Source organism: Niveispirillum irakense DSM 11586 (genome assembly GCF_000429645.1).
GTDB classification, from domain to species: Bacteria; Pseudomonadota; Alphaproteobacteria; order Azospirillales; family Azospirillaceae; genus Niveispirillum; species Niveispirillum irakense.
Genome location: NZ_KE386933.1, coordinates 41,850 through 66,836, shown reverse-complemented (window position 1 = coordinate 66,836; position 24,987 = coordinate 41,850). Strand labels below are relative to the sequence as shown.

General features: G+C 63.5%; 24 protein-coding genes. 12 read left to right on the top strand and 12 right to left on the bottom strand.

Features of this window, described 5'->3' with window-relative positions:
- Positions 1-12: 12 nt before the first annotated feature.
- The 3 genes from G473_RS27010 to G473_RS0114310 form a co-directional block, all read right to left on the bottom strand.
- A complete protein-coding gene (locus G473_RS27010) occupies positions 13-2,316 on the bottom strand; it encodes a TonB-dependent receptor (protein ID WP_210163327.1) in 2,304 nt (767 codons plus the stop codon).
- 159 nt (positions 2,317-2,475) lie between these two features.
- Positions 2,476-2,841 (bottom strand): HNH endonuclease signature motif containing protein, encoded by a 366-nt coding sequence (locus G473_RS0114315; RefSeq protein ID WP_029013666.1) that lies wholly within the window; start codon positions 2,839-2,841, stop codon positions 2,476-2,478.
- A 71-nt stretch (positions 2,842-2,912) separates the two neighbouring features.
- Positions 2,913-3,695: a Fe-Mn family superoxide dismutase gene (locus G473_RS0114310; protein ID WP_051330301.1), complete on the bottom strand. Its 783-nt coding sequence runs from the start codon at positions 3,693-3,695 to the stop codon at positions 2,913-2,915.
- A gap of 124 nt (positions 3,696-3,819) precedes the next feature.
- On the opposite strand from G473_RS0114310, the gene G473_RS0114305 reads away from it, so the two are divergent.
- Positions 3,820-4,362 carry a pseudouridine synthase gene (locus tag G473_RS0114305; protein ID WP_029013664.1) on the top strand — a complete coding sequence of 181 codons (543 nt, stop codon included), beginning with the start codon at positions 3,820-3,822 and terminating at the stop codon, positions 4,360-4,362.
- Here G473_RS0114305 and G473_RS27005 read toward each other — a convergent pair whose 3' ends face one another.
- The 4 genes from G473_RS27005 to G473_RS0114280 form a co-directional block, all read right to left on the bottom strand.
- Positions 4,363-4,770 carry a helix-turn-helix domain-containing protein gene (locus G473_RS27005; protein WP_245580068.1) on the bottom strand — a complete coding sequence of 136 codons (408 nt, stop codon included), beginning with the start codon at positions 4,768-4,770 and terminating at the stop codon, positions 4,363-4,365.
- 506 nt (positions 4,771-5,276) lie between these two features.
- Entirely contained in the window at positions 5,277-6,692 is a 1,416-nt protein-coding gene (locus G473_RS0114290) for an NAD(P)(+) transhydrogenase (Re/Si-specific) subunit beta (RefSeq protein WP_029013662.1), read from the bottom strand.
- Positions 6,693-6,706: 14 nt separating this feature from the next.
- The gene (locus G473_RS0114285) at positions 6,707-7,141 is read right to left on the bottom strand and encodes an NAD(P) transhydrogenase subunit alpha part 2 (RefSeq protein ID WP_029013661.1); all 435 of its coding nucleotides are present in this window, start codon (positions 7,139-7,141) and stop codon (positions 6,707-6,709) included.
- 16 nt (positions 7,142-7,157) lie between these two features.
- Positions 7,158-8,315 carry a Re/Si-specific NAD(P)(+) transhydrogenase subunit alpha gene (locus G473_RS0114280; protein ID WP_029013660.1) on the bottom strand — a complete coding sequence of 386 codons (1,158 nt, stop codon included), beginning with the start codon at positions 8,313-8,315 and terminating at the stop codon, positions 7,158-7,160.
- A 366-nt stretch (positions 8,316-8,681) separates the two neighbouring features.
- On the opposite strand from G473_RS0114280, the gene G473_RS0114270 reads away from it, so the two are divergent.
- On the top strand, positions 8,682-8,894 hold the full coding sequence (locus tag G473_RS0114270) for a hypothetical protein (RefSeq protein ID WP_035707391.1): 213 nt from the start codon (positions 8,682-8,684) through the stop codon (positions 8,892-8,894).
- A 157-nt stretch (positions 8,895-9,051) separates the two neighbouring features.
- Here G473_RS0114270 and G473_RS0114265 read toward each other — a convergent pair whose 3' ends face one another.
- Complete coding sequence (locus G473_RS0114265) at positions 9,052-10,335, bottom strand: ammonium transporter (protein ID WP_029013658.1); 1,284 nt, start codon at positions 10,333-10,335, stop codon at positions 9,052-9,054.
- Positions 10,336-10,781: 446 nt separating this feature from the next.
- On the opposite strand from G473_RS0114265, the gene glgC reads away from it, so the two are divergent.
- Genes glgC through glgA form a run of 3 tightly spaced genes read left to right on the top strand, consistent with a single transcriptional unit; the run spans position 10,782 to position 14,524 of the window.
- On the top strand, positions 10,782-12,101 hold the full coding sequence (gene glgC, locus G473_RS0114255; RefSeq protein WP_084438153.1) for a glucose-1-phosphate adenylyltransferase: 1,320 nt from the start codon (positions 10,782-10,784) through the stop codon (positions 12,099-12,101).
- Between the two features lie 49 nt (positions 12,102-12,150).
- Complete coding sequence (map, locus tag G473_RS0114250) at positions 12,151-13,017, top strand: type I methionyl aminopeptidase (protein WP_051330300.1); 867 nt, start codon at positions 12,151-12,153, stop codon at positions 13,015-13,017.
- Positions 13,018-13,030: 13 nt separating this feature from the next.
- A complete protein-coding gene (glgA, locus tag G473_RS0114245) occupies positions 13,031-14,524 on the top strand; it encodes a glycogen synthase GlgA (RefSeq protein WP_029013655.1) in 1,494 nt (497 codons plus the stop codon).
- Between the two features lie 96 nt (positions 14,525-14,620).
- Here glgA and G473_RS0114240 read toward each other — a convergent pair whose 3' ends face one another.
- Entirely contained in the window at positions 14,621-14,869 is a 249-nt protein-coding gene (locus tag G473_RS0114240) for a hypothetical protein (protein WP_029013654.1), read from the bottom strand.
- 302 nt (positions 14,870-15,171) lie between these two features.
- On the opposite strand from G473_RS0114240, the gene G473_RS0114235 reads away from it, so the two are divergent.
- Entirely contained in the window at positions 15,172-16,518 is a 1,347-nt protein-coding gene (locus G473_RS0114235) for a class I SAM-dependent RNA methyltransferase (protein ID WP_154667415.1), read from the top strand.
- A 12-nt stretch (positions 16,519-16,530) separates the two neighbouring features.
- Here G473_RS0114235 and G473_RS0114230 read toward each other — a convergent pair whose 3' ends face one another.
- From G473_RS0114230 to G473_RS29375, 3 genes are read right to left on the bottom strand one after another with little or no spacing between them, the layout of a single operon-like run.
- Positions 16,531-18,096 (bottom strand): sensor histidine kinase, encoded by a 1,566-nt coding sequence (locus G473_RS0114230; RefSeq protein ID WP_029013652.1) that lies wholly within the window; start codon positions 18,094-18,096, stop codon positions 16,531-16,533.
- Between the two features lie 23 nt (positions 18,097-18,119).
- Positions 18,120-18,932, bottom strand: coding sequence for a response regulator transcription factor (locus G473_RS27000; protein ID WP_035707388.1), 813 nt, complete (start codon positions 18,930-18,932; stop codon positions 18,120-18,122).
- 4 nt (positions 18,933-18,936) lie between these two features.
- The gene (locus G473_RS29375) at positions 18,937-19,476 is read right to left on the bottom strand and encodes a hypothetical protein (protein ID WP_154667414.1); all 540 of its coding nucleotides are present in this window, start codon (positions 19,474-19,476) and stop codon (positions 18,937-18,939) included.
- Between the two features lie 745 nt (positions 19,477-20,221).
- On the opposite strand from G473_RS29375, the gene G473_RS29370 reads away from it, so the two are divergent.
- The 6 genes from G473_RS29370 (at position 20,222) to G473_RS0114185 (ending at position 24,903) form a co-directional block, all read left to right on the top strand.
- Positions 20,222-20,803 (top strand): hypothetical protein, encoded by a 582-nt coding sequence (locus tag G473_RS29370; protein ID WP_029013651.1) that lies wholly within the window; start codon positions 20,222-20,224, stop codon positions 20,801-20,803.
- Entirely contained in the window at positions 20,800-21,228 is a 429-nt protein-coding gene (locus G473_RS0114205; RefSeq protein ID WP_029013650.1) for a phage holin family protein, read from the top strand. The genes G473_RS29370 and G473_RS0114205 overlap by 4 nt, the downstream gene beginning before the upstream one ends.
- A 67-nt stretch (positions 21,229-21,295) precedes the next feature.
- A complete protein-coding gene (locus G473_RS0114200) occupies positions 21,296-22,219 on the top strand; it encodes a YtxH domain-containing protein (RefSeq protein WP_029013649.1) in 924 nt (307 codons plus the stop codon).
- Positions 22,220-22,415: 196 nt separating this feature from the next.
- The gene (locus tag G473_RS0114195; protein WP_029013648.1) at positions 22,416-22,871 is read left to right on the top strand and encodes an SUF system Fe-S cluster assembly regulator; all 456 of its coding nucleotides are present in this window, start codon (positions 22,416-22,418) and stop codon (positions 22,869-22,871) included.
- 34 nt (positions 22,872-22,905) lie between these two features.
- Complete coding sequence (sufB, locus tag G473_RS0114190; protein WP_029013647.1) at positions 22,906-24,387, top strand: Fe-S cluster assembly protein SufB; 1,482 nt, start codon at positions 22,906-22,908, stop codon at positions 24,385-24,387.
- Positions 24,388-24,618: 231 nt separating this feature from the next.
- Entirely contained in the window at positions 24,619-24,903 is a 285-nt protein-coding gene (locus G473_RS0114185) for a GIY-YIG nuclease family protein (protein ID WP_029013646.1), read from the top strand.
- The last annotated feature ends 84 nt before the right edge of the window (positions 24,904-24,987 follow it).

Sequence of the window (24,987 nt, the reverse complement as noted above, 5' to 3'; positions counted from 1 at the left end):
ACGCACACGGCTCTAGAACTTCGCCCCCAGGGTCACGCCCCATTCCCGTGGCCGCCCATAGCTTCCCTCTGCCAGACCAAAGGCGCCGCTGGCATTGCCCGACACCAGATAGCGCCGGTCGGTGAGGTTGGTGGCGAACAGGGCCAGGGTCCAGCTATCGTCCGATGCCGTGTAGGTCAGCCGGCTGTTGACGACTCCGTAGCCGGATTGCGCCACCAGCTCGGTATTGGCCACATCATTGTAGAACTTGCTGTAGACGGACAGGTCACCGCGCAGGCTGAGTGTGCCGCCATGATCCAGCGCGTGGGTATATTGCAGGCCGGCATTACCCGTCCATTTCGGCGTCTTGACGAATTTGGCATCCTTGGTGATGGGCAGGATCTGGGTCGGGCCCAGGCCGACGCCAACCTCATCATACTGCGCGTCCGTGTAGCCGACCGACAGATCGACATCCAGGCCGGTCGCTGGCCGGGCCCGCACTTCCAGTTCCGCCCCCTTGATTGTGCCCTTGGCGGCATTGGCAACGAAATTGCGCGGCGTCTGGTTCACGGTCAGTTGGATATTGTCATATTTGCTGAGATATGCGGCGGCATTGAGGATCAGCCGATTATCGAACCAGCCGGTCTTGGCGCCGGCCTCGTAGGTCCAGATCGTCTCCGGCTCATACTGCGTCACTTCCGACTCGTCGGCCAGCGGACGGGCGTTGAAGCCACCGCTCTTGAAGCCCTTGCCAGCCGACGCATAGAGCATGGCATCCGCAGTCGGCTTATATTCCAGGCCAACTTTCGGGGTGAAGGCATCCCATTTCCCCTCACGCTGAACGTCGGTGAAGATGACATTGTCGCGCTGGCGCTGGTTGAACACCGAAATCCACTTCTTATCGCGATTCCAGCGGGCGCCGACCGTGATCGCAAAGTCATCCGTCAGCTTGTAATTGCCCTGGCCGAACACTGCGTATGACGTGTTATCGATCTTGTTCAAGATCAGGGTTGCCGGCGACAAGGCCGGCCCCAGCGGCGGCCAGAGCCCCATGGCCAGATCCGCGCGGGCATCGTCAGTGCCCTCTTCGCTGAAATAGTAAACCCCGCCCACCCAGGTGAAGCGCCCATCGAAACCTTCACCACTGAGCTGGAATTCCTGGCTGAACTGCCATTGCTCATCATCATTGAAGGTTTCACGATAGGTGAAGGGGGTATTGTCACCGTCGCGGGCGAATGTTGCTTCCAGTTCCCGGTACGCCGTGATGCTCTTGGCCTCCACCATCCCCAGATTCCAGGTCAGAGTGCCGGCCAGACCCCACAAATCCAGGTCATTGATGTTCGGGCCGCTGCCCCAGGTGGTGAACGGGCTGTCGGTGATGAAGGAGGAATTCAGGGTCCGGCCCCCATCGGGTGCCACAACGCCCCGGCTGGGGGCGACCAGATTATTGTAATTCACCAGGAAGGGGACACCGGTCAGGCCGGGTGCCGGCGCCACGGCCAGCAGCTTGTTGGGCGCGGAATGTTCACGCGCCCGCGTTATGTCACCCACCAGATGGAAATTAATGTCTTCGCTGAAATCGGTGGAAAGTTGCAGGCGGGCGCTATCGGCATTGCGGTCACCCATATCCTGCCCGTCCGACAGGCGCTTGGCGTATCCATCCCGGTTGAGGGAGGAAACGGACAGGCGGGTCAGCAGCTTGCCATCCGCCAGGGGTACGTTCAGCGTGCCTTTGGCGTCCAGCCGGTCGAAACGGCCTGTCGTCAGTTCAATCCGGCCGCCAAACTCCTCCTTCGGGCGCTGGGTGTTGATCAGCACGGCACCGCCGATTGTATTCTTACCGAACAACGTGCCCTGCGGACCGCGCAGCACCTCAACGCTTTGCAGATCCATGGCATCCATGATGCCGCCGATGGAGCGGGCGTAATACACGCCATCCACATAGAAACCGACACCCGGATCACTGAAAATAGCGAAGTCATTCTGACCAATGCCACGGATGAACACCGTAGCATTATAGTTACCGCCTGACAGGGCAGCCGCTCCGTCGAAGCGGATATTCGGCGTAAAGCGCGCGATACTGTCCAGCGTATCAATGCTGCGTGCTTCCAGGGCCTCCGCCGTGAAAGCCGTGACGGCAACGGGTGTATCCTGCAGCATCACAGACCGCCGCAACGCCGTTACGACAATCTCGTCCAGCGTGCCCGCCTCCTGCTGGGCATACGCAGCAGGGGCCGCAACCGTAACGGCAAGACCAGCCGCCATCAGCAGCATTTTAGCAGAAGATGGACAAAGCTCCGCCCCCACCGGCCAAGGCCGGTGTTTTCCCGTGGTCATATTTTCCTCCCTGAGACGCTTTTTTACTATTTTTTGAAAGCGCGCAGATGGGCGCACTATCGTAAAGTTGCATAATAGTTATGCATCATTATCTTTTCCCCGACAAGGGAGATAATGGCGGATCGATAGATTCAAGCAGGGATGCAGGATATGGTGCCGCTATTTCCGGCGCGCTTGCGTGCGGGCCTTGGATCGGAAGGTCACCGCCGTGAATTCCGGCGGTTTGCGGGCCACCCAGCGGATGAAATCGGCAATAGCGGGATGGGCGCGCAGCGCTTCCAGCGTCGTGTAGCCGCGCGCCAGTTCCTTCTCTGTCAATTCCGCATGGATCTTGCGGTGACAGACACGATGCAGGGGGATGGTTTCCTTGCCGCCCTGGCTGCGCGGCAGCAGATGATGGGCATCCACACTGGGCCCGGCAATCATGGGCCGGCCACACAGGCCGCACGGGCCTAGCGCCCGCCCGGTCGCGGCAGCAGCAACCGGGCGGGGAATATCAGGGGGAAGTGGTTTCAGCCTGTCCATAGGCAGGGAAGATGGCACCCGCCTGCGGACCGTCAAGCCCGCATGCCGTGGCCCCCTCCCCTGCCCGTCAATCAGATCAGTTCACCGCGGCGGATAGCGGCATAGCGGGCATCCACCGCCTTCCAGTTCACCACATTCCACCACGCCTCCAGATAGGCGGCGCGCTGGTTCTGGTACTTCAGATAATAGGCGTGTTCCCACACATCATTGCCCATCAGCACCGCCTTGCCTTCCATCAGCGGCGTATCCTGGTTGGGCTTGGCAACGATGGAAAGCTTGCCCGCCTGATCGGCCGTGACGAACACCCAGCCAGAGCCGAACTGCTTCGTCCCCGCCGCGTTGAATGCCTTCTTGAAGGCGTCGAGCCCGCCCAGATCGCGGGTGATGGCATCGGCCAGTGTCCCCGTGGGCTGCCCGCCGGCATTGGGCCCCATGATCGACCAGAACATGGTGTGGTTGGCATGGCCACCGCCATTGTTACGCACGGCCGTGCGGACCGTTTCCGGCAATTGCGGCAGGCGGTGCAGCAGCTCCGGCAGGGCCAGGGACTGAAGCTGGCTATGCTCTTCCAGCGCCTTGTTCAGGTTGGTGACATAGGCCTGGTGATGCTTGCCATGGTGGATTTCCATGGTCTGGGCATCGATATGCGGCTCCAGCGCCGATGCGGCATAGGGCAACGGCGGCAGGGTCACAGGCCCGGCGCCGGCCACCTGGGCAAAGACAGGGCGCGGGGCCAGGAATCCGGCTCCCGCTGCCAGAAGCCCCGCCCCGGCGGCACCCGCCAGCATCAGGTCACGACGGCCCAAAGCGGCGGTTTTGGCCGTGCGCCGGGTGGCGGTATCGGGTCGGGTCATCTGCTTTCTCCTCTGTCTGGGGCGGCGACATACCGAATCACTGCTGGCGATGCGGTTTCCCGTCGCTTATATCGCGAACCGATGCCGGCCTTTCCAGGGCTGGAAAGCTGAATGGAAGCCGGCCATGGCCCGCATTGTCTTGTTGAACAAACCGTATGACGTTTTGTGCCAATTCACCGATGAGGGAACCGGCCACCGCACCCTAGCGGAATTTATTAACCAACCGGGAATTTATCCGGCCGGTCGCCTGGACCGCGACAGCGAAGGGCTGGTGGTGCTGACCGATGATGGCGGCCTGATCGCCCGCATCAGCCAACCCCGCCATAAATGGCCCAAAACCTATCTGGTGCAGGTGGAAGGGGAGATCGGGGAGGAGGCGCTGGCGGCCCTGCGTACCGGCGTCACCCTGAAGGATGGCCCCACCCTGCCGGCAGAAGCCCGGTCCGTGGCGGAGCCGGACTGGCTCTGGCCCCGCACCCCGCCCGTGCGTTTCCGCAAATCCGTGCCGACAAGCTGGGCAGAGATTGTGCTGCGCGAAGGCCGCAACCGGCAGGTCCGCCGCATGACCGCCGCCGTCGGCTTCCCCACCCTTCGCCTGATCCGCATCGCCGTGGGTGATTGGCGGCTGGACGGGCTGGAACCGGGGCAGACGCGGGTGATTGCGTGATCAGGCCGCAACCACCCGGTCCACCGTTTCCGGCGATTGTTCGATGATTTTCAACAAGATGCGCGCCACTGGGTCTGGCGTATAACGCCCTTGTTCCCAATTGCGCACGCTGTCCAGTTCCAGGCCGAACCGGGCGGCAAAAGCCGCCTGGGTCAAGTCCAACCGTTCCCTGATCGCCTTCACATCGACATGGGCAGGTGCGCAGCGCCATTCCACCCGCAAGCCCAATGCTGCCAAGTCGGAAACAACAGCAGCCGGGTCAGGGACAGCGGGGAAGGTGATGGCAACCGGTTCGTCGGCAGCCAGGCGGTTCAGCAGGCTGTGCGCCTGACGTAAACCAAGCCCCAGTTCAGCCAGCCTTTGGGCCAGGGTCACCGGCTGCGCCAGCGGGCCTGTCCGCATCAGCATTGCGTGGGCGGGCGAGCCTGAAAGCGGCTGGCCGGTGCCCGGGGCGGGCACCTGTTGTTCTAACCGCGCCCTGAATGACAAGCCTGTCGACATCCGCCACCTCCATCAACCTGTAACCTATGGCGTTCAACCCCGCCCTGCTGAGCGCGCCAGGAAACAGTCCTTCGACATGAGCATCCTCAACAAACAGGCAACGTCCTTCCAACCGCAACAGCCCCAGCATCCGCATAGTACCCAGCGGGGTATGGGCGGTTACCACCCAGACCGGATGTTCCGACATCGGATCGAGGTCAATGATTATCTTGGCCCAAACAGACGGCAAAGTCCAATCAATGGTACGCGCAGCGCTTACCTTCATTTTGAACCTCCCCGATGTCCAAAGCACCAAACTACAGGATCACTGGACTTTTTCGCGCCAGAGGTCGGTTATCGTTTTATCCATCATTCAACGAAAAAGGGCCGCCCCATCGCCGGGGCGGCCCTCCGTCATTGGATGGGCAATGGACTCAGTGCCCGCCGCCTGACAGCGCCTTGACGATTTCTTCCGTCATCTTCTTGGCGTCGCCCAGCAGCATCATGGTGTTGGGGCGGAAGAACAGCTCGTTCTCCACGCCGGCATAACCGGCACCCATGGACCGCTTGATGAACAAGACCGTCTTCGCCTTTTCCACGTCCAGGATGGGCATCCCGTAGATGGGGCTGGAGGTGTCGGTCTTGGCGGCCGGGTTGGTCACGTCGTTGGCACCGATGACATAGGCCACGTCCGCCTGACCGAAATCACGGTTGATCTCGTCCAGTTCGAACACTTCGTCATAGGGCACGTTCGCTTCGGCCAGCAGCACGTTCATATGGCCCGGCATACGACCGGCCACGGGATGGATGGCGTATTTCACCTCCACCCCTTCCTTCTTCAGCAGGTCGGCCATTTCACGCAGTGCGTGCTGCGCCTGGGCCACGGCCATACCGTAACCCGGAACGATGATGACCTTGGCGGCATTCTTCATGATGAAGGCCGCGTCATCAGCCGAACCGGCCTTGAAGGAACGGTCCACCGCAGCGCCACCAGCCGGGCCGGCGCCAGCGGCTTCGCCGCCAAAGCCGCCCAGGATGACGTTGAAGATCGACCGGTTCATGCCCTTGCACATGATGTAGGACAGGATGGCGCCGGAAGCACCAACCAGGGAACCGGTGATGATCAGCAGCGGGTTCTGCAGCGTGAAGCCGATGCCCGCCGCCGCCCAGCCGGAATAGCTGTTCAGCATGGACACGACGACGGGCATGTCGGCGCCACCGATCGGCAGGATCAGCAGGAAGCCCAGCGCCAACGCCACAACAACGATCAGCCAGAACAGGATCGGGCTCTGCGTCAGGCACAGCAGCACGATCAGCAGCACGGTCAGGCCGCCCAGCGCAGCATTCAGCAGGTGCTGACCGTTGAACTGCAAGGGCTTACCGGACACCAGCCCCTGCAGCTTGGCAAAGGCCACCAGCGAACCGGTGAAGGTGATGGCGCCGATGGCCACACCCAGGCTCATCTCAATCAGGGAGCCGACATGGATGTCGCCGGGCGCGCCGATATTGAAGCTTTCCGGAGAATGGAAGGCTGCGGCAGCCACGAACACAGCCGCCAGACCGACCAGGGAGTGGAAGGCCGCCACAAGCTGCGGCAGTTCCGTCATCTGGATGCGCTTGGCGATGACATAGCCAATGCCGCCACCGATAGCCAGACCGGCCACGATCAGCAGCCAGGCCAGACCACCGATATCGGGAATGACGGCCAGCGTGGTGAGAATGGCAATGGCCATGCCGACCATGCCGAACCGGTTGCCCGACTGGGCCGTGGCCGGGCTGGACAGGCCACGCAGGGCCATGATGAAGCAGACTGCCGCCGCCAGATAGGCGAGCGAAGCAACGATAACCATGATGATCGCCCCCCTTACTTGGCGTTGCCGCCGGCGGCCGGCGTCTTCTTCTTGTACATGGCCAGCATCCGCTGGGTGACCAGGAAGCCGCCGAAGATGTTCACGGCGGCCAGCACCGTCGCCAGGAAGCCGAACGCGATCGACCAGCCGGACATGGAAGCCCCGGTCGCGATCAGCGCACCGACGATGATGACCGACGACACGGCGTTGGTGACGGCCATCAGCGGCGAATGCAGCGCCGGCGTCACCTTCCACACCACGTAATAGCCCACGAAGCAGGCCAGCACGAAGATGGTCAGACCAGTGACGATGAAGGGCGGGCCACCGGCCATGGCGGCATGGCTGGCCACGGAGGCAGCCTGATTGGCCAGTTCGGCGGCATTATCGGCAAGGGCCTTGGCCTGATTGGCCAGGTCCGCTGCGTTTTGTGCGTGCTGTTGCGGATCCATCTATTCTCCCTCCCGATCAGGCGGCGGCCGGCTTGAAGGCGGAATGGACGATGGCGCCGTCACGGGTCAGGCCCGTGCCCTTCACCACCTCATCCTCCCAGTTCAACTTCAGGCTCTTCGTCTCCTTGTCGACGAAGGGGGTGATGAAATTCAGCAGGTTCTTGGCATAAAGCGAGGAGGCATCGACGGCGATGCGGCCGGGCATGTTGATGCGGCCGACAATCTTCACGCCATATTTCTCCACCACTTCACCCGCGACGGAACCTTCGACATTGCCGCCCTGCTCGCAGGCCAGATCCACCAGGATGGCGCCCTGCTTCATGGTCTTCAGCATGTCGTCGGTCACCAGCACCGGGGCCTTGCGGCCCGGGATCAGGGCGGTGGTGATGACGATATCCTGCTTCTTGATCGTCTCCGCGATCAAGGCCGCCTGTTTGGCCTTATATTCCGCCGACATTTCCTTGGCATAGCCGCCGGCAGTCTGGGCCTGCTGGAATTCCTCGTCCATTACCGCGACGAAAGTGCCGCCCAGGCTTTCCACCTGTTCCTTGGTGGCCGGCCGCACGTCGGTGGCCGACACCACGGCGCCTAAGCGCTTGGCGGTGGCGATGGCCTGCAAGCCGGCCACGCCGGCGCCCATCACCAGGGCACGGGCCGGCGGCACGGTACCGGCAGCCGTCATCATCATCGGGAAGGCACGGCCAAACTCGTTCGCCGCCTCGATCACCGCGCGGTAGCCGGCAAGGTTGGACTGCGACGACAGGATATCCATGCTCTGCGCGCGGGTGATGCGCGGCATGAATTCCATGGCGAAGGCATCAACCTTGGCATTGGCATAGGCCGTCACGCTCTCCGGCGCGCCATAGGGCGACAGGCCGGCGATCAGGATGGAACCGGGCTTCAGCAGCGCCAGTTCATCCACATCCCCTTCACCGGCAGTCAGCGGGCGCTGAACCTTCAGCACGATGTCCGCATCGCCCAATGTGGCGGCGGCATCGGCGGCGATCTTGGCACCGGCCAGCGCAAAGGCATCGTCGGTGATGGCGGAGCCGATCCCGGCCCCGGTTTCCACCACGACCTCGAAACCCAGTCCGACATATTTGCGGACCGTATCGGGCGTGGCAGCCACACGCAGCTCATGCGCGCGGCGTTCCTTCGGTATAGCGATTTTCATGCGATCCGATTCCCCCTCTGGCTTTCAGTGCGTCCCGTGGCCCCGGAACCTGCGGCGCTTATCGTCCACTTGTTACGTTCGCGGTTACCCGCCGGATAGATTTGCATCTGCACGATGCCTGATAAGGTAATCTTTGTGAAGGATTGGGACATGGCGATGCAAGGCGGGCATGTGGGGGCCTGCCGCGATGATTACGCCATTGACACCGGTAGCAATGACTGTTTCAGGCCATTCCGTACTGATTAAAGGCCAGATGATTGGCAGACATGCTGCAGCGCACCAGACAGGTTTCGGCACGATCGCCCTAGACCGGGCCGGCCATCAGGCCCAAATTGGCGGCAACGCAACATATCAGCGGCCAGAACCATGACCGACCAGCCCCTTCCCGACAAACATCCCGTGGCGGATGCCGCCCGCACCCTGTTCAAGGAACTGACCGAGGCCGGACGCCCCGTCGTGGGAACCGGCATTGGCGAAGGGCGCATCTATCTGCGCGTCTCCGGGCCCGACCATGGCGCGCCGGCGGAATATCGCGGCTATCCGGTGGTGGTGCTGACGGATGAGGGGATCAAACGCTGACAGTGCGGGGCTCACGCCCCGGTAGCGGGCGGTAATGGGCGTGCGCATGCCCACCGCCTTCCTGTTGCCAAAAAAAAGAACCGCCGCACCAGTTGCCCGATGCGGCGGTCTTTGGCTCCGGTCGGACCCCTGAGGATCCGCCTCCCTGTGAGCTTGCTTACTGGATGGATTCGCCGTGCAGGGCGATATCCAGGCCGTCACGCTCCGCCTCTTCCTCGACCCGCAGGCCGACAATCGCCTTCACGACGAAGAGGATGATGGTGGTGGCCACAGCCGACCAGATCACGGTGGCCAGCACGCCCCAGATCTGGGTCCAGATCTGGCCGATATTGCCTTCCAGCGCGCCGGCGGTGCCGCCGATGGCCTCACGGGCGAAGACACCGGTCAGGATGGCGCCGACGATGCCGCCAACACCATGCACGCCCCACACATCCAGGCTGTCATCATACTTCAAAGCATGCTTCAGCGTGGTGGAAGCGAAGTAGCAGATCACGCCGGACAGGACGCCGATCCCCAGGGCGCCATCGACACCGACGAAACCGGCGGCAGGCGTGATGGCGACCAGACCGGCAACGGCACCGGAGATGATGCCCAGAACCGAGGGCTTACCCTTCACGCCCCATTCCACGAACATCCAGGACAGGGCCGCGGTGGCAGCACAGACCTGGGTGACCAGCATAGCCATGCCTGCACGGCCATCAGCGGCCACGGCGGAACCGGCATTGAAGCCGAACCAACCCACCCACAGCATGGCCGCGCCGATCAGCGACAGGACCAGATTGTGCGGCTTCATGTCGGACGTGCCGTAACCGGTGCGCTTGCCCAGGATGATACAGGCAACCAGACCCGCCACGCCGGCATTGATATGCACCACGGTGCCACCGGCATAATCCAGCACGCCGTCGCCCATCAGGAAGCCGCCGCCCCACACCCAGTGGCAGACCGGGCTGTAGACCAGCAGCGACCACAAGGTCATGAACAGCAGCATCGCGGAGAACTTCATCCGGTCTGCGAAGGCGCCGGTGATCAACGCCGGGGTGATGATCGCGAAGGTCATCTGGAAGACGATGAACAGCGATTCCGGGATGGTGCCGGACAGGCCTTCCACCGTCATGCCCGCCAGGAAGGCGCGGCTGAAATCACCAACAAAGGCATTGCCCGGCCCGAAGGCCAGACTGAAGCCCGCTACCACCCAGAGGACGGAGATCAGGCAGCAGATGGCGAAAGACTGCATCACCATCGTCAGGACGTTCGCCTTGCGAACCATGCCGCCATAGAAGAGCGCCAGACCAGGAATGGTCATGAACAGCACCAGCGCGGTCGAGGTCAGCAACCAGGCCGTATTACCGCTATCCAGGGTCGGTGCCGCGTCCTGAGCGAGGGCCACGCCCGGGAACAGCGCCAGGCACGCCGCGAGAAGGAGTTTATTCAAACGATTCATGTGGCTCCCCATTCTTGTGGGCACGGGGCCGGCCGGCCGCCGCACACGCCACTGACCCCTTATTCAAAGAGCGTGCCGCGCCGGGAAATGGCGGATTCCCTTGCGCAGTACCACGGGCGATAGAGGGCGGACTGGTCCACGACTCGCCCTCAGATAGGTCAATTGCATAAATTTTAGGCGTAATTTCCTTGCGCAATTTTCATGGAAACCAAAGGTTTTCCACCAGTTCGGAGGCATCAGCGCCCTCGCCCCGCTCCCCCGATCTCGAAAAAGTGAGTGCAGCCTAAAATTTAGGCAATCAATTCGGAACATTTCCTGGGCAACTGCATTACCCACCCCGTGCTCATGGCGATATCGTCGAGGCCCAACACGGGGGCATGGCCCGCCAGCGCAATCTGTGCGAGTTTAACCATGCGCGAGAGGCACCGGCATCCGGACAACAGGCGATGCCGGCTATCACGGGGGAGGTACGGGAATTGGCAACGGAAGTTTCCGAACAGCGTCTGGACCAGGAAATGCGGCACGCGCCGCGCAATGCCCTGGCCCTGGTCCTGGCCGGCGGCCGCGGCAGCCGGCTGAAGCAGTTGACCGACCGGCGCGCCAAGCCGGCTGTCCATTTCGGCGGCAAGTTCCGCATCATCGATTTCGCGCTGTCCAACTGCATCAATTCCGGCTTTCGCCGCATTTCGGTGCTGACACAGTACAAGTCGCATTCGCTGCTGCGCCATTTACAGCGCGGCTGGGGTTTCCTGCGTGGCGAGATCGGGGAATTCATCGATCTGCTGCCGGCCCAGCAGCGCATTGACGAGACGAGCTGGTACCAGGGCACGGCCGACGCCGTGTATCAGAACCTGGATATTCTGCGCAGCCATGATGCCGAATGGGTGCTGATCCTGGCTGGCGACCATATCTACAAGATGGATTACGCCAATATGCTGTCCAGCCACATCCGCTCCGGCGCGGATGTGACGGTGGGCTGCATCGAGGTGCCGCGCATGCAGGCCACGGGCTTCGGCGTGATGCATATCGACGATGATGATAATGTCATCAGCTTCCTGGAAAAGCCGGCCGATCCGCCCCCCATGCCGGGCAAGCCCGACATGGCGCTGGCCAGCATGGGCATCTATATCTTCAACGCTGAATTCCTGTATGGCCATCTGGAACGCGATGCCGGGGAACAGACCTCGTCACGCGATTTCGGCAAGGATATCATCCCCTATCTGATCGACCGGGCGAAGGTGAAGGCCCATCATTTCGCCGATAGCTGCGTGCGCAACCGCGCCCAGCCGGGTGAAAGCTACTGGCGCGATGTCGGCACGGTGGATGCCTATTGGGAAGCCAACCTGGACCTGTGCCACGTCTCCCCCTCGCTGGATCTTTATGATCCGAGCTGGCCGATCTTCACCTATCAGGAACAGTTGCCGCCGGCCAAATTCGTCTTCGACGATGAGGATCGGCGCGGCATGGCCGTGGACAGCATGGTGTCTGCCGGCTGCATCCTGTCCGGCTCCACCGTGCGCCGGTCGCTGCTGTTCAACAAGGTGCGCGTCCATTCCTACTGCACCCTGACGGAGGCGGTGATCCTGCCGGAGGTGGAGATCAACCGGAATGTCCGGCTGACCAAGGTGGTGGTGGATCGTGGCTGCGTGCTGCCGGCGGGGCTGGTTGTGGGTGAAAATCCGGAAGAGGATGCCCGCCGCTTCCACCGCACCGATAATGGTGTGGTATTGATCACGGCGGAAATGCTGGCACGCCTGAAGGGATAAGGGATGGCCCGCCCCGGCACCAGCCGGTAACCGGGGCGGGCATGCCACAATGAAGACCTATCCTGGCGATTATGTGCTGGACCCGACAGGGCGGCGGGTGGTTTTGCAGGATGCAACCGCCTTCGCGGCCCTGCGGGTGGCCGGACAGGTGGCGGCTTCCTGCCTGGACCATCTGACATCCTTTATCGTGCCGGGGGTCAGCACGGCTGCCATCGACAGGATCGTGGATACCTATCTGCGCGACCATGGCGCCATCCCGGCCACGCTTGGCTATCATGGCTTTCCCAAAAGCTGCTGCATCTCCCCCAACCATGTCGTCAATCACGGTATCCCGGCGGAAGATGTCGTCCTGCACGACGGCGACATTGTGAATGTCGATGTCACCGCCATTGTGGATGGCTGGCACGGCGATACCAGCCGGATGTATCTGGTGGGGGACGTGGCGGCCCCGGCCCGCCATCTGGTGGGTGCAACCTATGATGCGATGATGGCCGGCATTGCCCAGGTAGCGCCCGGCCAGCAGTTGGGCGATCTGGGCCATGCCACGGATGCCGTGGCGCGGCGGTACGGCTATAGCTCGGTGCGCGATTATGTCGGCCATGGTATCGGCCGCGTCTTCCATGACGCACCCGATATCTTTCATTGGGGTAAGCCCGGCCGGGGCATGAAACTGGTGCCGGGCATGGTCTTCACCGTGGAACCGATGCTGAACCAGGGTGGTCCCGGTATCCGGCAATTGGCGGATGGCTGGACCAACATCACCCGCGACCTTTCCTTATCGGCCCAATTCGAACATATGGTGGGGGTGACATCGTCGGGGGTGGAGATTTTCACCCTCTCCCCCGCCGGGTTTCATTGTCCCGTGCCGCCCCTTGCCGACAGCTTTTCTGCGGCTCCCGCTCTCTCCGCCTTCTGATACGGAAGTGATCATGCGCGTATTGTTCGTGACGTCGGAATGCCTGCCCTATGTCAAGACCGGGGGCCTGGGCGACGTGGCCGGCGCCCTGCCCGCCGCCCTGCGGGCGGAACAGGTGGATGTGCGGTTGCTGTTGCCGGGTTATCCCGGCGTGCTGGAACGGCTGGAGGGGGTGAAGGTGCTGCGCGATCTGCGCGGCCTGCCCGGTCTCGCCTCTCAGGCGCCGGCGCGGCTGCTGGTGGGGCGTGGCGTGGATGGCGCCCCTGTCTATGCGCTGGACGTACCGTCCTTCTTCGGTCGCAAGGGCAACCCCTATCTGGGGCCGGACGGCAAGGATTGGAGCGACAACCATCTGCGCTTTGCCGCCCTGGGACGCACCGCCGCCCTGATCGGGCTGGATGGTGACGGCGCACGGGGCCGCGGGGCCTGGGTGCCGGATGTGGTGCATGGCCATGACTGGCAGGCCGGACTGGCCGCCGCCCATCTGGTGCATCCGATGTGGCCCTATGGCGGGGCCAAGCGGCCCGGCACCGTTTTCACCATCCATAACATGGCCTTTCAGGGCCTGTTCCCGCCCGATGTGCTGCCGCAACTGGGCCTGCCCTGGGATGCCTATACGCCCAACGGGCTGGAGTTCCATTCCCGTGTCGGCTTCCTGAAGGCGGGGCTGGTCTATTCCGACCGCCTCACCACCGTCAGCCCCACCTATGCGACGGAAATCCAGGGGGAGACGATGGGCTTCGGCCTGGATGGGCTGCTGCGGGCCCGCGCCGCCGTGCTGGAAGGCATTTTGAACGGGATCGATACGGATTCCTGGGACAGTGCCGGCGACCCGCATATCGTGTCGCATTATGATGGTACGAACCTGGAGGCCAAGACCCCCAACAAGGCGGAATTGCAGCGCGCCTTTGGCCTGACCCCGGATATCCATGCACCGCTGTTCGGCATTGTCAGCCGGCTGACGGACCAGAAGGGCATTGATCTGGTCGTGGAGGCCCTGCCCCATCTGGTGGAAAAGGGCGCCCAGGTCGCCGTGCTTGGCACCGGCAGCGCCGCGCTGGAGCAGGCGCTGGCCGGGGCCGCGCGGCGCTTCCCCGGCCGGGTCGGGCTGGTGCTGGGCTATGACGAGGCCCTGTCCCACCGGTTGCAGGCCGGGGTGGATGTGCTGATGGTGCCGTCGCGGTTTGAACCGTGCGGCCTGACCCAGATGTATGCGCTGCGCTATGGCAGCCTGCCCCTGGTGGCCCGTGTCGGCGGGCTGGCCGATACGGTGACCGATGTGACGGAAGACAGTCTGGCCGACGGCACCGCCACCGGCTTCACCTTCGCCCCTGTTACGGTGCCGGCGCTGCTGGCCGCCACTGACCGGGCCTTGAACCTGCATCGCCGGACCGAGCTTTGGCGGCAGGTGCAGCGCAATGCCATGGGACGCGATGTCTCCTGGGCAGCATCGGCCCGCCATTATGTCGCGACATACCGCGCCGCCATGGAAGCGGCGGGGCGCTAAAAAACAACACCCCGCCAGCCAGAGGGCGGGCGGGGTGCTGGACAGCCTATGCCGGCAGCAGACCGGCCCCTGGGGAAGGGCCGGTTGGCGAGGGGATCACTCCTCCTCGTCGCCTTCCTCGGCGTCGGCTTCGATCTGATCAGCCAGATCGCGCAGCATGTCAGCCACGTCGGTGTGGCTGGTTTCTTCCACGGCCTGATTGACAGCCGCTTCGATCATGGCGATGGCGACATAGCCGGAAAGTGCACCACCTTCCTTCATGGCCGCTTCAAGATGCTTCTCGGCCATATCGAGCGCCTTGTCGAAAAGCTGCTCGGCGGCGCTGGTGTTGGTCGGTTCGGACATGACGGAAACCCTTCCGGGAGTAGAGATTGCCGGTGATACCGGCGCCCATCCTCCATAGGATGGTACGTCGATACAAAGGCCCTTCTAGCACCGTTTCCGGCGCCCGGCTTGCCAAAAGCGCAGGCACCCCCTATGCCATCGCACAGAAAATTAGGAGTCGACAGACCGGAATAGCCCGTTCAGCAGGTCACTACCCCCGCTGAGCAGGCAGGAGCCTTATCATTCCGTAACCGGAATTAATAAGCACACCGATCTGAGACTCGTTTCATGATCATATCGAAACCGGAATGAAGGACATGCCCATGGCCGCTCCCCGTAAACAGCACAAGGGCCGTCCCCACAGCCGGCCTGCCCAGCGGCCCAAAATGGAGCCGCCGACTCATGGCCCGGTGGAGGTGGAGATCACCCGTGTCGGCGGCCGGGGCGACGGGTTGGGGGAATGGCAGGGGCACCGGCTGTTCGTGCCTCAGACCCTGCCGGGCGACCGGCTGATGGTGAAATTTGGCGAGGGGCGTGCCGATGGCTGGGAAGGTGTGCCAGTCAGCCTGCTGGCGGAAGGGCCGGGCCGTACCGATCCCGCCTGCCGCCATTTCGGCACCTGCGGCGGCTGCGCCACCCAACATATGGATGAGGCCACCTATACGGCGTGGAAGCTGGATATGCTGAAAGGCATCCTGGACCGGGCAGGTCTGCTGGGGCCGGATGTGGTGATGCACCCGATGGCCCGCACGCCTGCCGGTGGGCGGCGTCGCGCCACGCTGGTGGCCGCCCAGCGCGGGCGGCGCACCTGGGTCGGTTTCAATGAGCGCCATTCCCACCGTCTGGTCGATCTCGCGGAATGTGCCGTGCTGGCCCCGCCGCTGGTGGCATTGCTGGGGCCCCTGCGCACGGTTCTGGGCCAGATCCTGGCCGATGGCCAGCAGGTCGATGTCGCCCTGACCCTGTTGGAAGATGGGGTGGATATGGTGCTGGAAGGGCTGCCGGAACCCGACCTGCGGGTGCTGGAAACCCTGGCCGCCTTTGCCGAGGAGGCCGATCTGGCGCGTCTGTGCTGGCGCCCCCGCCCCGGCCAGCCGGCGGAACCGATCGCCATGCGCCGTCGCGGCACCATCACCTTTGGCCCTGTTACGCTGTCGCCCGCCCCCGGCACCTTCCTGCAGGCCAGTGCCGCCGGCGAAGGGGCGCTGATTGCCGCCGCCCTGCTGGGGATTGAGGGGGCGACCGATGTCGCCGACCTGTTCGCCGGCAGCGGTACCTTCACCTTCCCGGCCTCCAAAAAGGCCCGCATCCATGCGGTGGAAGGCGACCCCGACGCCGTGGCCGCTTTGCAGGCCGGCGCGCGTGTGGCCGGGGGGCAGGTCAGTGTGGAAAAGCGCGACCTGTTCCGCGACCCGCTGCCGCCCTATGACCTGAACCCGTTCCAGGCCGTGATCTTCGATCCGCCCCGCGCCGGCGCCCAGGCCCAGGTGGAGGAATTGGCCAGATCCACCGTCCCTACAGTTATTGCCGTTTCCTGCAACCCGGCCAGCTTCGCCCGCGACGGCGCTATTCTGGTCGCCGGCGGCTACAGGCTGACGGAAATCTGGCCGGTGGACCAGTTCCTGTGGAGTTCGCATCTGGAACTGGTGGGCCTGTTCCGGCGGGGGTAAGGCGCCCCTGCCCTACCCTGCCACCGGCAGCGACACGCGCAACGACAGGCCGCCGCCTGCCCGATTGACGGCGGTCACCCGGCCGCCCACGGCCTCCACATTGCGGCGGACGATCCAGAGGCCGATGCCGTAATGCGGCATGCCATCCTCGTCCAGGGTCTCTGCCGCATCGCCCGGCCGTTGGGAGAAATAGCGTTCGAAGATGCGGTCCAGGTTGGAGGGGTCCACACCCGGCCCCTGATCCTCCACCACCAGATCGACCCCTTTTTCCCGGCGTTGCAGGATGATGCGCAGCGTGCTGTCCGGGGGAGAGAAGGACAGCGCATTGTCGATGATATTCTCGATCACCGTTTCCAGCAGTTCCTCCCCCGCCCGCACCTCAATCCCCGGATCGACGCGGGTGGAAAGCTGGACATCACGCTGTTCCACCAGCCCGCGATAGCCCTGAAGCACGCGGTTCAGCAAGGCGGACAGGTCGATGCGCTGACGGGGCGGCTCCAGCAGATCGGCCGTCGTCTCATCCATCCGCCGCGCGAAGGAGACGAGGCCGTCCAGCTTTTCCACCGATCCTTCGATCAGGTCCAGCGCCCGCCGGCCCCGGCTCTCCTGGGGTGGTACCAGCTTTTTCAACGGCTCCAGCGACTGACGGATAACGGCGATGGGGGTCTTGAAGGCGTGGGCATTATCTTCTGCCGCGCGGCGGAGATTGGCGGCGCTGGAATGCAGGGTGGCGACCAGCCGATCGAAATCCTCCGCCACCGGCGCCAGTTCCGGCACCCGGTTCTGTGCGGCGAAACTGTCGGTGGGGCCGCTTTTCTGCACGATGGCGCGGGCAACGGCGCCAAACCGGCGCAGATTGCGCCAGATTTCCACCAGCAGCAGCATGATCAGCGCGGCCATGGCGAGATAGACCAGGGCCGCCGCCTGCACCTCCGGCGTCTGCCAATAGGGCCGGCCAGCACCAGCGCCCAGATAGGCTGCGGCACGGTGGGAGGTGATGACGGCCCAGCAGCCCATGGAAGTACGGATCGGGGTGATGGAAGTCAGCAGTTCGGTGCCGCCGCTGGCCTGCTGTACCGGGATCGCCAGAGGCATGTTGCCGGCGCAACTGCCGGCCAGATTGCCTAGAATCCCCTGTTCAATCAGGCGCTGACGTTCAATGTCCAGCAGGGCCGTGGGCACCACCGGGGCAGAGGCAACATAAAAGAACCCCTCCCCGTCCGGCAGCCCGGTGGAGGCCGCCGCCGCCGGCATTGCCGGGCTCAGCAGCAGACGTACCGAGGTATTGGCATCGGCAAACGGTTCCAGCCTCTCGCCCAGCCGGGTCAGGTCGCGCTTCTCCAGGGTGGCCAGCACAGGCTCCAGCGCGCGGGCGACAAGCTGGCCCTGTTGCTGGGCGCTGCGCAACAGCAAGACCTGCTTTTCCGCATCCGCCACCCGGAACTGCTCATAAAGCAGGATCGGCACGGTCAGAAAGACCAGCAGGGCCAGCACCAGCCGCGACGCCAGCGACCGCCACAACCAATGCCAGCGCCAGCGCGTGTCCGGCGCCGCACCACGCTCCGGGCGTGAAGCCATGCCGTCTCTCCCCGATTCCGGCCTCACCTTGCGGCTGCCGCCGCCTCGCCCACCATTTCGCCTTCATGACGGTCCGACCAGCGATAGCCGAAGCCGGGATAATTGCCGATCTCGTCAAAATCCGTATCGACGGCGCGGAACTTGTGCCGGATGCGCTTGATGAAGGCGCGGACATTGGCGCGATAGCCCGCCGGGCCATAGCCGGCGACGAAATCCTTGCCATGCACCAGATCATACAGGTCGCGGTAGGAGACATCCTCACCGGCGCGGGTGGCCATCAGGCGCACGATATTGAACTCGGTCAGGGTCAGTTCAATCCGGTTGCCACTCCAGAAGGCGCGCGCCACATCCAGGCGCAGTTCCAACGGCCCGCGCCGGTAGGTCTGGCCCGCCGCAGCACCATTATCGGCACCAATATCGCCGCCAACCGTAGCCGTGCCATCATCGGGGCCGGGCTTGCGGCCCTGGACGATCAGTTGCATCCGCTTCAACAGGATCGGCAGGGAACGGGATTTTTCGACAAAATCCACGGCCCCGCCGCCCAGCGCCGTCTCCTCATAGATCTGGTCGGACAGGACGGTCAGGAAGATGACGGGGATATCAATCCCGCGTGCGCGAAGCTGGCGCAGGGTTTCAATCCCGTCCATGCGCGGCATGCGCCAATCCATCAGGATCAGGTCGGCGGTACCACCATTGCTGAAATAATCCAGCGCCGCATGGCCCCGGTCGAAGGGCATCACCTCATAGCCTTCATCCGTCAGGTTCAGGCCCAGGCTTTCCCGGAACAGATCATCATCATCGACAAGCGCTACGCGCGCGATCGGGTTCTCGGCCATGGCGTCAGCCTCCCTGCCCGGTCGGGTGGGCGACTTGGACGTCCAGCCAGTCTCGGCATTGCTGATCGACATCGGGGCTTACTCCCGTGCTGTTGAGTTCGTAGGACAGGGTGCGGAAGCTGCGTGTCGTCATTTCCATGAACATGTGGATGCGCAGAACGCAGTCACCCTTCGCATATTGCCAGGTGCGACCTGGCGGCATTTCCTCCACCCGCGTCGGGCGGCCCAGCAGGCTTTCGGTCTCATCCGCGGACAGGCCGATCAGCTTTTCCGGGTTGAAGCGATCCACCAAGGGCGCTGGCCCCGTCGGGGGTGCCGCCGGCAAGGGGGCTGGCGGGCGAATGGCGGCGGGGGTGGCGGTGGCTGCCGGCACCTTGGGCTTGCGCGACGGCACCGGGGTGGGCGGCGGCGGGGGTGGCGGCGCCACCAGGGCCAGGGGGGGCGGGGCCGTGGGTTTCGGCGCCGGGGCCGACGGTTTATCCGCACAGGCGGCAGGCAGCAGCAGCACGGCCAGCGCGGTTACGCGCCACCATCCACTTTTCACCCATCCACCTCGGCACAGCTCAAAGGACAAAGTCCGCCATCTCCCATTAGCTCGGGCACCCATCATCAGGCACAGGGGCCATCCGGTTGCCCAGTTCCGGCCCCCATATGTGCCGGCCGGCATGGCACCTGCCTGTAACAAGCGAGGCGCCAGATCGGACCTGATCCATGATTGCAATGGCGCAGATGGGACGAAAAAGTGGCGAGCTTGGGCATCTACCCGAAAGATTGCGCCCTTCCGGCCTTTTGCCCCCGATGCAGATCAGCAGGAGGTAATCCCGAAGATGAGGACGGGGCAGCAGGCGCTGAAGGGAAGGGAAGCTGAAGGGAAGGGAATATGAAAACGGCGGATCATCCACCAGGGATGACCCGCCGTTTCGTGGCATGGCCTTTTCGGCCTCAGCCGGATGGGCGCAAGCCCTGTTGAACCGCACAAAGGCGGCGGCTTCGCCACACTATATCCGGCCGATCATCCGGCTGGCCGTCCCGCCATTGGGTGGGAAAGCCAGTCGGCCCTGGGCGGAACCGGATGCCGTCCTGTCCGCCGCATGAGGAAAATGGTGCGCCCCTTTGCCGGACCGGTCAACCCAGGCCAGGGCATGACCAGCGGCGCCAGCGTCCCGGTCACCTCATAGCTTGGCATTTATCGCGGCTGGGAACGACCGGGCCTTGCCAACGTTTCACCAGACAGCAACCCGCCCGTGCCATCTGGCCGGGCGGCCCACCATCATGGCGAGGAGGGCCCGATGCCGGAACGGTTCGAAGAGGCGACCCCCAACGATAAGCTGGGCGAGCAGGTGCGCGATGTCGGCGCAAAGATGGTCGATGCCGCGCGGGAACGTGTGCGTGGCAGTTTTGAGAAGCAGCAGCACCGTGCCGCCGACCAGATTGCCGGCGTGGCCGATGCGCTGCGCGATGCGGCCGAACGGCTGAGCGCCGAGGACCAGGGTCTGGGGACCGCCAAATATGTGCGCGGGGCCGCCGACAAGGCCGCCCAGTTTGCCGATCAGGTGCGCGAACGCGGCCTGGATGATCTGGTTGGGCAGGCTGAAGGGCTGGCCCGCCGCCAACCGGAGCTGTTTGTCGGCGGCGCCCTGCTGGCCGGCATTGCGCTGGGCCGCTTCCTGCGCTCCACCAGCAACCGCCGCCGCATGGCCGGCGATATCGACGTTGCGGTGCGCGGCGGCAGCTACACCACATCAGAAATGGATTTACCCCCTGAAGTCGCGATGGGCACAGCCGCAAGCCCGGCTACTGCCCCCACCGGCCCCACCGGTCTGGACCCGCGCCCGACCCCCCCGGGCCTTAACCCGCAGATCATCCCATGAGCCTGGCAGAAGAGCCCGGCGGCGCCCAGTCCGCCCCACCCCCGGAACGGTCAATCACCAGCCTGCTGGCGGACCTTGCCGCCTCCATGACGGCGCTGGTCAGCAAGGAAGTGGAACTGGCCAAGGCGGAACTGGCGGAACGGGCCAACGCGGCCGGCCGGGGCATCGGGCAGATGCTGGTCGGTGGCGCCATTCTGTTCTGCGGGCTGCTGCTGTTGCTGGCATCGGCCACGCTTGGCCTGTCGCACGTGATGGCGCCCTGGATGGCGGCGCTGATCATCGGGGTGGTGGTCGGCCTGATCGGGCTGGCACTGCTGCTGGCCGGAAAGGCCAAGCTGCGCCCCGTGATGGAACCGCCGCGCCGGACGCTGGCGAACCTGCGCACCGATGTGCGCGAGGTGGCCGACACGCTTTCACCGCGCTGAATCCGTTTTTGCTGACCGGCTTCTTCAGCCAAAGGCCCGATACAGGCCCGATCCCGAGGAGATAATCATGACCTATAGCAACGACTATGGCACGACAAAGGGCCCCGGCGCCGCCGGGACGGCCCCGCAACCCGACAGCGATACGCTGGATTATCGCGATCCGCTGTCGCAAAGCCGCTTCCCTGAAGATGAAGGCTATGCGGTGACCAACGGCCATGCCCGCAATGGCAATGGCAGCAGCATTGGCGGCCTGATCCATGACAACCGCGTGCCGCTGGCCCTGATCGGCGCCGGCCTGGGCTGGCTGCTGCTGTCGGCGGCGCGCAAGACCGAGGCCTATGATCGTGCCGCCCACTGGGCGGATGACCACACGCGCAGCGCCCGCAACCGCCTGTCCCGGAAATATGATGAACTGTCCCACCGGGTGGAGGAAGGGCTGCATAAGGCCACCCATCGCCTGGATGAGGCCGCCCATGACATTTCCGACAAGGCATCCGAACTGCGCGCGGAAGCCCGCCGCCGGTTGAAGCGGATGCGCCCTTCCCGTCAGGTGCAGGAACTGAGCGACCGGTATGCCGGTTATGGCGACAGTGCCTATGGCTATCATTACGAAGATGACAGCGAAGGCCATCGCCGCTATCGCCGCATCGTTGCGGAGAGCGAAGCCATCGCCCATCGCGCCCGTCGCCGCGCCGCCCGCATCAATCGCAGCTTCTGGGACATGGTGGACGAGCACCCGATCTCCGCCGGTCTGGTGGGGCTGGCTGTAGGCGCGGCTGTGGGTGCTGCCCTGCCCGCCACCCGCACCGAGGATGAGTGGATGGGCAAATACCGCGACGGGCTGCTGGATGAAGCGCTGGCCAAGGGTCGCCGCACCGCCGAAAAGGCCGCCAATGTCGCCAAGGAAGCCGCCAAGGCCGGCACCGATGCCGCCCTGAAGACGGCGGAAGAGGAAGCCGACCGCCAGGGCCTGAAATCCGAAGTGATGTAACCTTCGCGTTCCCACCAGGATGGCAGGGGGCGGGCCTTCGGGCTCGCCCCTTTTTCTTTTGGCAAATCATTGCCTTTCGGGTAGCGCATGCCTCCCGTGCCGGCAGCCTGGGGGCACAGGCTTGACTATCGCCTCCGACCGGCTCACTTAATCAGTACCAGATTGGTACTGAATTGAGAAGGAGTCGCAACAACCCATGCTGAGGCTCAGCAAAATGACGGATTATGCCGTGGTCGTCCTGGCCACGCTGGCGCATGCCGATGGCGCGCTGCATACCGCCACCTCGCTGGCCGACCGCACGGGTTTGCCGATGCCGACGGTCCAGAAGCTGTTGAAGCTGCTGGCACGCGGCGACCTTCTGCAATCCCATCGCGGGGCCACGGGCGGCTATACGCTGGCCAAGGCCCCCACCGCCATCAATGTGGTGCATATCATCGAGGCGATCGAGGGTCCGATCGCCTTGACCGATTGCGTGGATGGCGGCAGCGGGTCGTGCGGGGTGCTCAGCCTCTGCGCCCGCAAGAGTGCGTGGGACAAGGTGAACAGCGCGGTCCGCCGCGCGCTTCAGGATGTGACGCTGGCCGACATGGCCGCACCGTCCACGATTGACTTCATCCACGCCCCGGCCCCGCCGGCGGCGCTGGCTGGTTGATCGGGAACGGATCGTTTAGGGGAGCTTTCAGGCCATGGCCGCCACCGAACAGACCATCGAACAGGTCCGCAATCTGGCGGAAGCGAAGTATAAGTACGGCTTCTTCACGGATATTGAGGCGGAAACCGCGCCCAAGGGCCTGAATGAAGACGTCATTCGCTTCATCTCCGCCAAGAAGGGGGAGCCTGAATGGCTGCTGGAATGGCGGCTGAAGGCCTATCGCCACTGGCTGACGATGGAAGAGCCGGATTGGGCCAAGCTGCACTATCCGCCCATCGATTATCAGGACAGCTATTACTACTCAGCACCCAAGACGACGCCCGGCCCGAAATCGCTGGATGAGGTCGATCCTGAGTTGTTGAAGACCTATGAGAAGCTGGGCATCCCGCTGAAGGAACAGGCCATCCTGGCCGGTGTCGAAGGCGCTGGCGACAGCCCCTCCATCGCTGTGGATGCCGTGTTCGATTCGGTGTCGGTGGCCACCACCTTCAAGAAGAAGCTGGAAGAGAAGGGCATCATCTTCTGTTCCATCTCTGAGGCTGTGCAGAACCATCCGGAACTGGTGCGCCAGTATCTGGGGTCGGTTGTGCCCTATTCGGATAATTACTTCGCCACGCTGAACTGCGCCGTCTTCACCGATGGCAGCTTCGTCTATATCCCCAAGGGCGTGCGCAGCCCGATGGAACTGTCGACCTATTTCCGCATCAATGCGAAGAATACGGGGCAGTTCGAACGCACGCTGATCATTGCTGACGAAGGTTCCTACGTCTCCTACCTGGAGGGCTGCACCGCCCCGCAGCGGGACGAGAACCAGTTGCACGCCGCCGTGGTGGAACTGGTGGCGCTGGATGACGCCACCATCAAGTACAGCACGGTGCAGAACTGGTATCCGGGCGACGAGAATGGCAAGGGCGGGATCTATAATTTCGTCACCAAGCGCGCCGCCTGCCGGGGCAAGAACAGCAAGGTGAGCTGGACCCAGGTGGAAACCGGGTCGGCCATCACCTGGAAGTACCCGAGCTGCATTCTGCAGGGCGATAATTCGGTGGGCGAGTTCTACTCCGTCGCCATCACCAACAATATGCAGCAGGCCGATACCGGCACGAAGATGATCCATATCGGGAAGAACACCCGGTCCACGATCATCTCCAAGGGGATTTCGGCCGGCAAGGCGCAGAACACCTATCGCGGCCTGGTCCGCATTCTGCCCAAGGCCCAGAACGCCCGCAACTTCACCCAGTGCGACAGCCTGCTGATCGGTGACAAATGCGGGGCGCATACCGTGCCCTACATTGAAAGCAAGAACCGCACGGCGCGGGTGGAGCATGAAGCGACGACGGCCAAGATTTCCGAAGACCAGCTTTTCTATTGCCGCCAGCGCGGCCTGAAGGAAGAGGATGCGGTCGGGCTGATCGTGAATGGCTTCTGCAAGGAAGTGCTGAAGGAACTGCCGATGGAATTCGCCGTGGAGGCGCAGAAGCTGGTGGCGATCAGTCTGGAGGGGAGTGTGGGGTGATGGTGGTTATGCCCCGTCATTTCGCCCAATCCTCCGTCACCTCTTACTCTCAACTGTCGTCCTGCCCCCCACCGTCATTCCCGCGAAGGCGGGAATCCAAGCAAGGGAGCGGCTTCACTGACGGTGGCGTTGTATGGATTCCCGCCTTCGCGGGAATGACGGTGGAAGGGAGGCGATGGTCGTGCGAACCAGGCAAACGGATTTGAAGGTCGAATGAACGGATAAGGAGTGATGACCGGTTACGTTTACATCCTCGCCAGTCAAAAGCTGGGTACCCTTTACATAGGCGTGACCAGCGATATCGGCAGGCGGATATGGGAACACCGGGACGGTCTGGTTGATGGTTTCACCAAGCAGTACGACGTGAAAATGCTGGTCTATTACGAGCTGTTTGATCGGATCGATGATGCGATCTTTCGGGATAAACAGCTCAAGAAATGGAACAGACAGTGGAAGATCAACCTGATTGAAGCATCCAATCCTGACTGGAATGATCTGAGTTCGACCTTGCTATGAGTAAACAGCCTGACCGTCCGCTTATCAGTGGGAGGCAGGGAGAGAGGGTGGAAAGGTTCTTCTCCCCTCTCAAGCACATTAGGT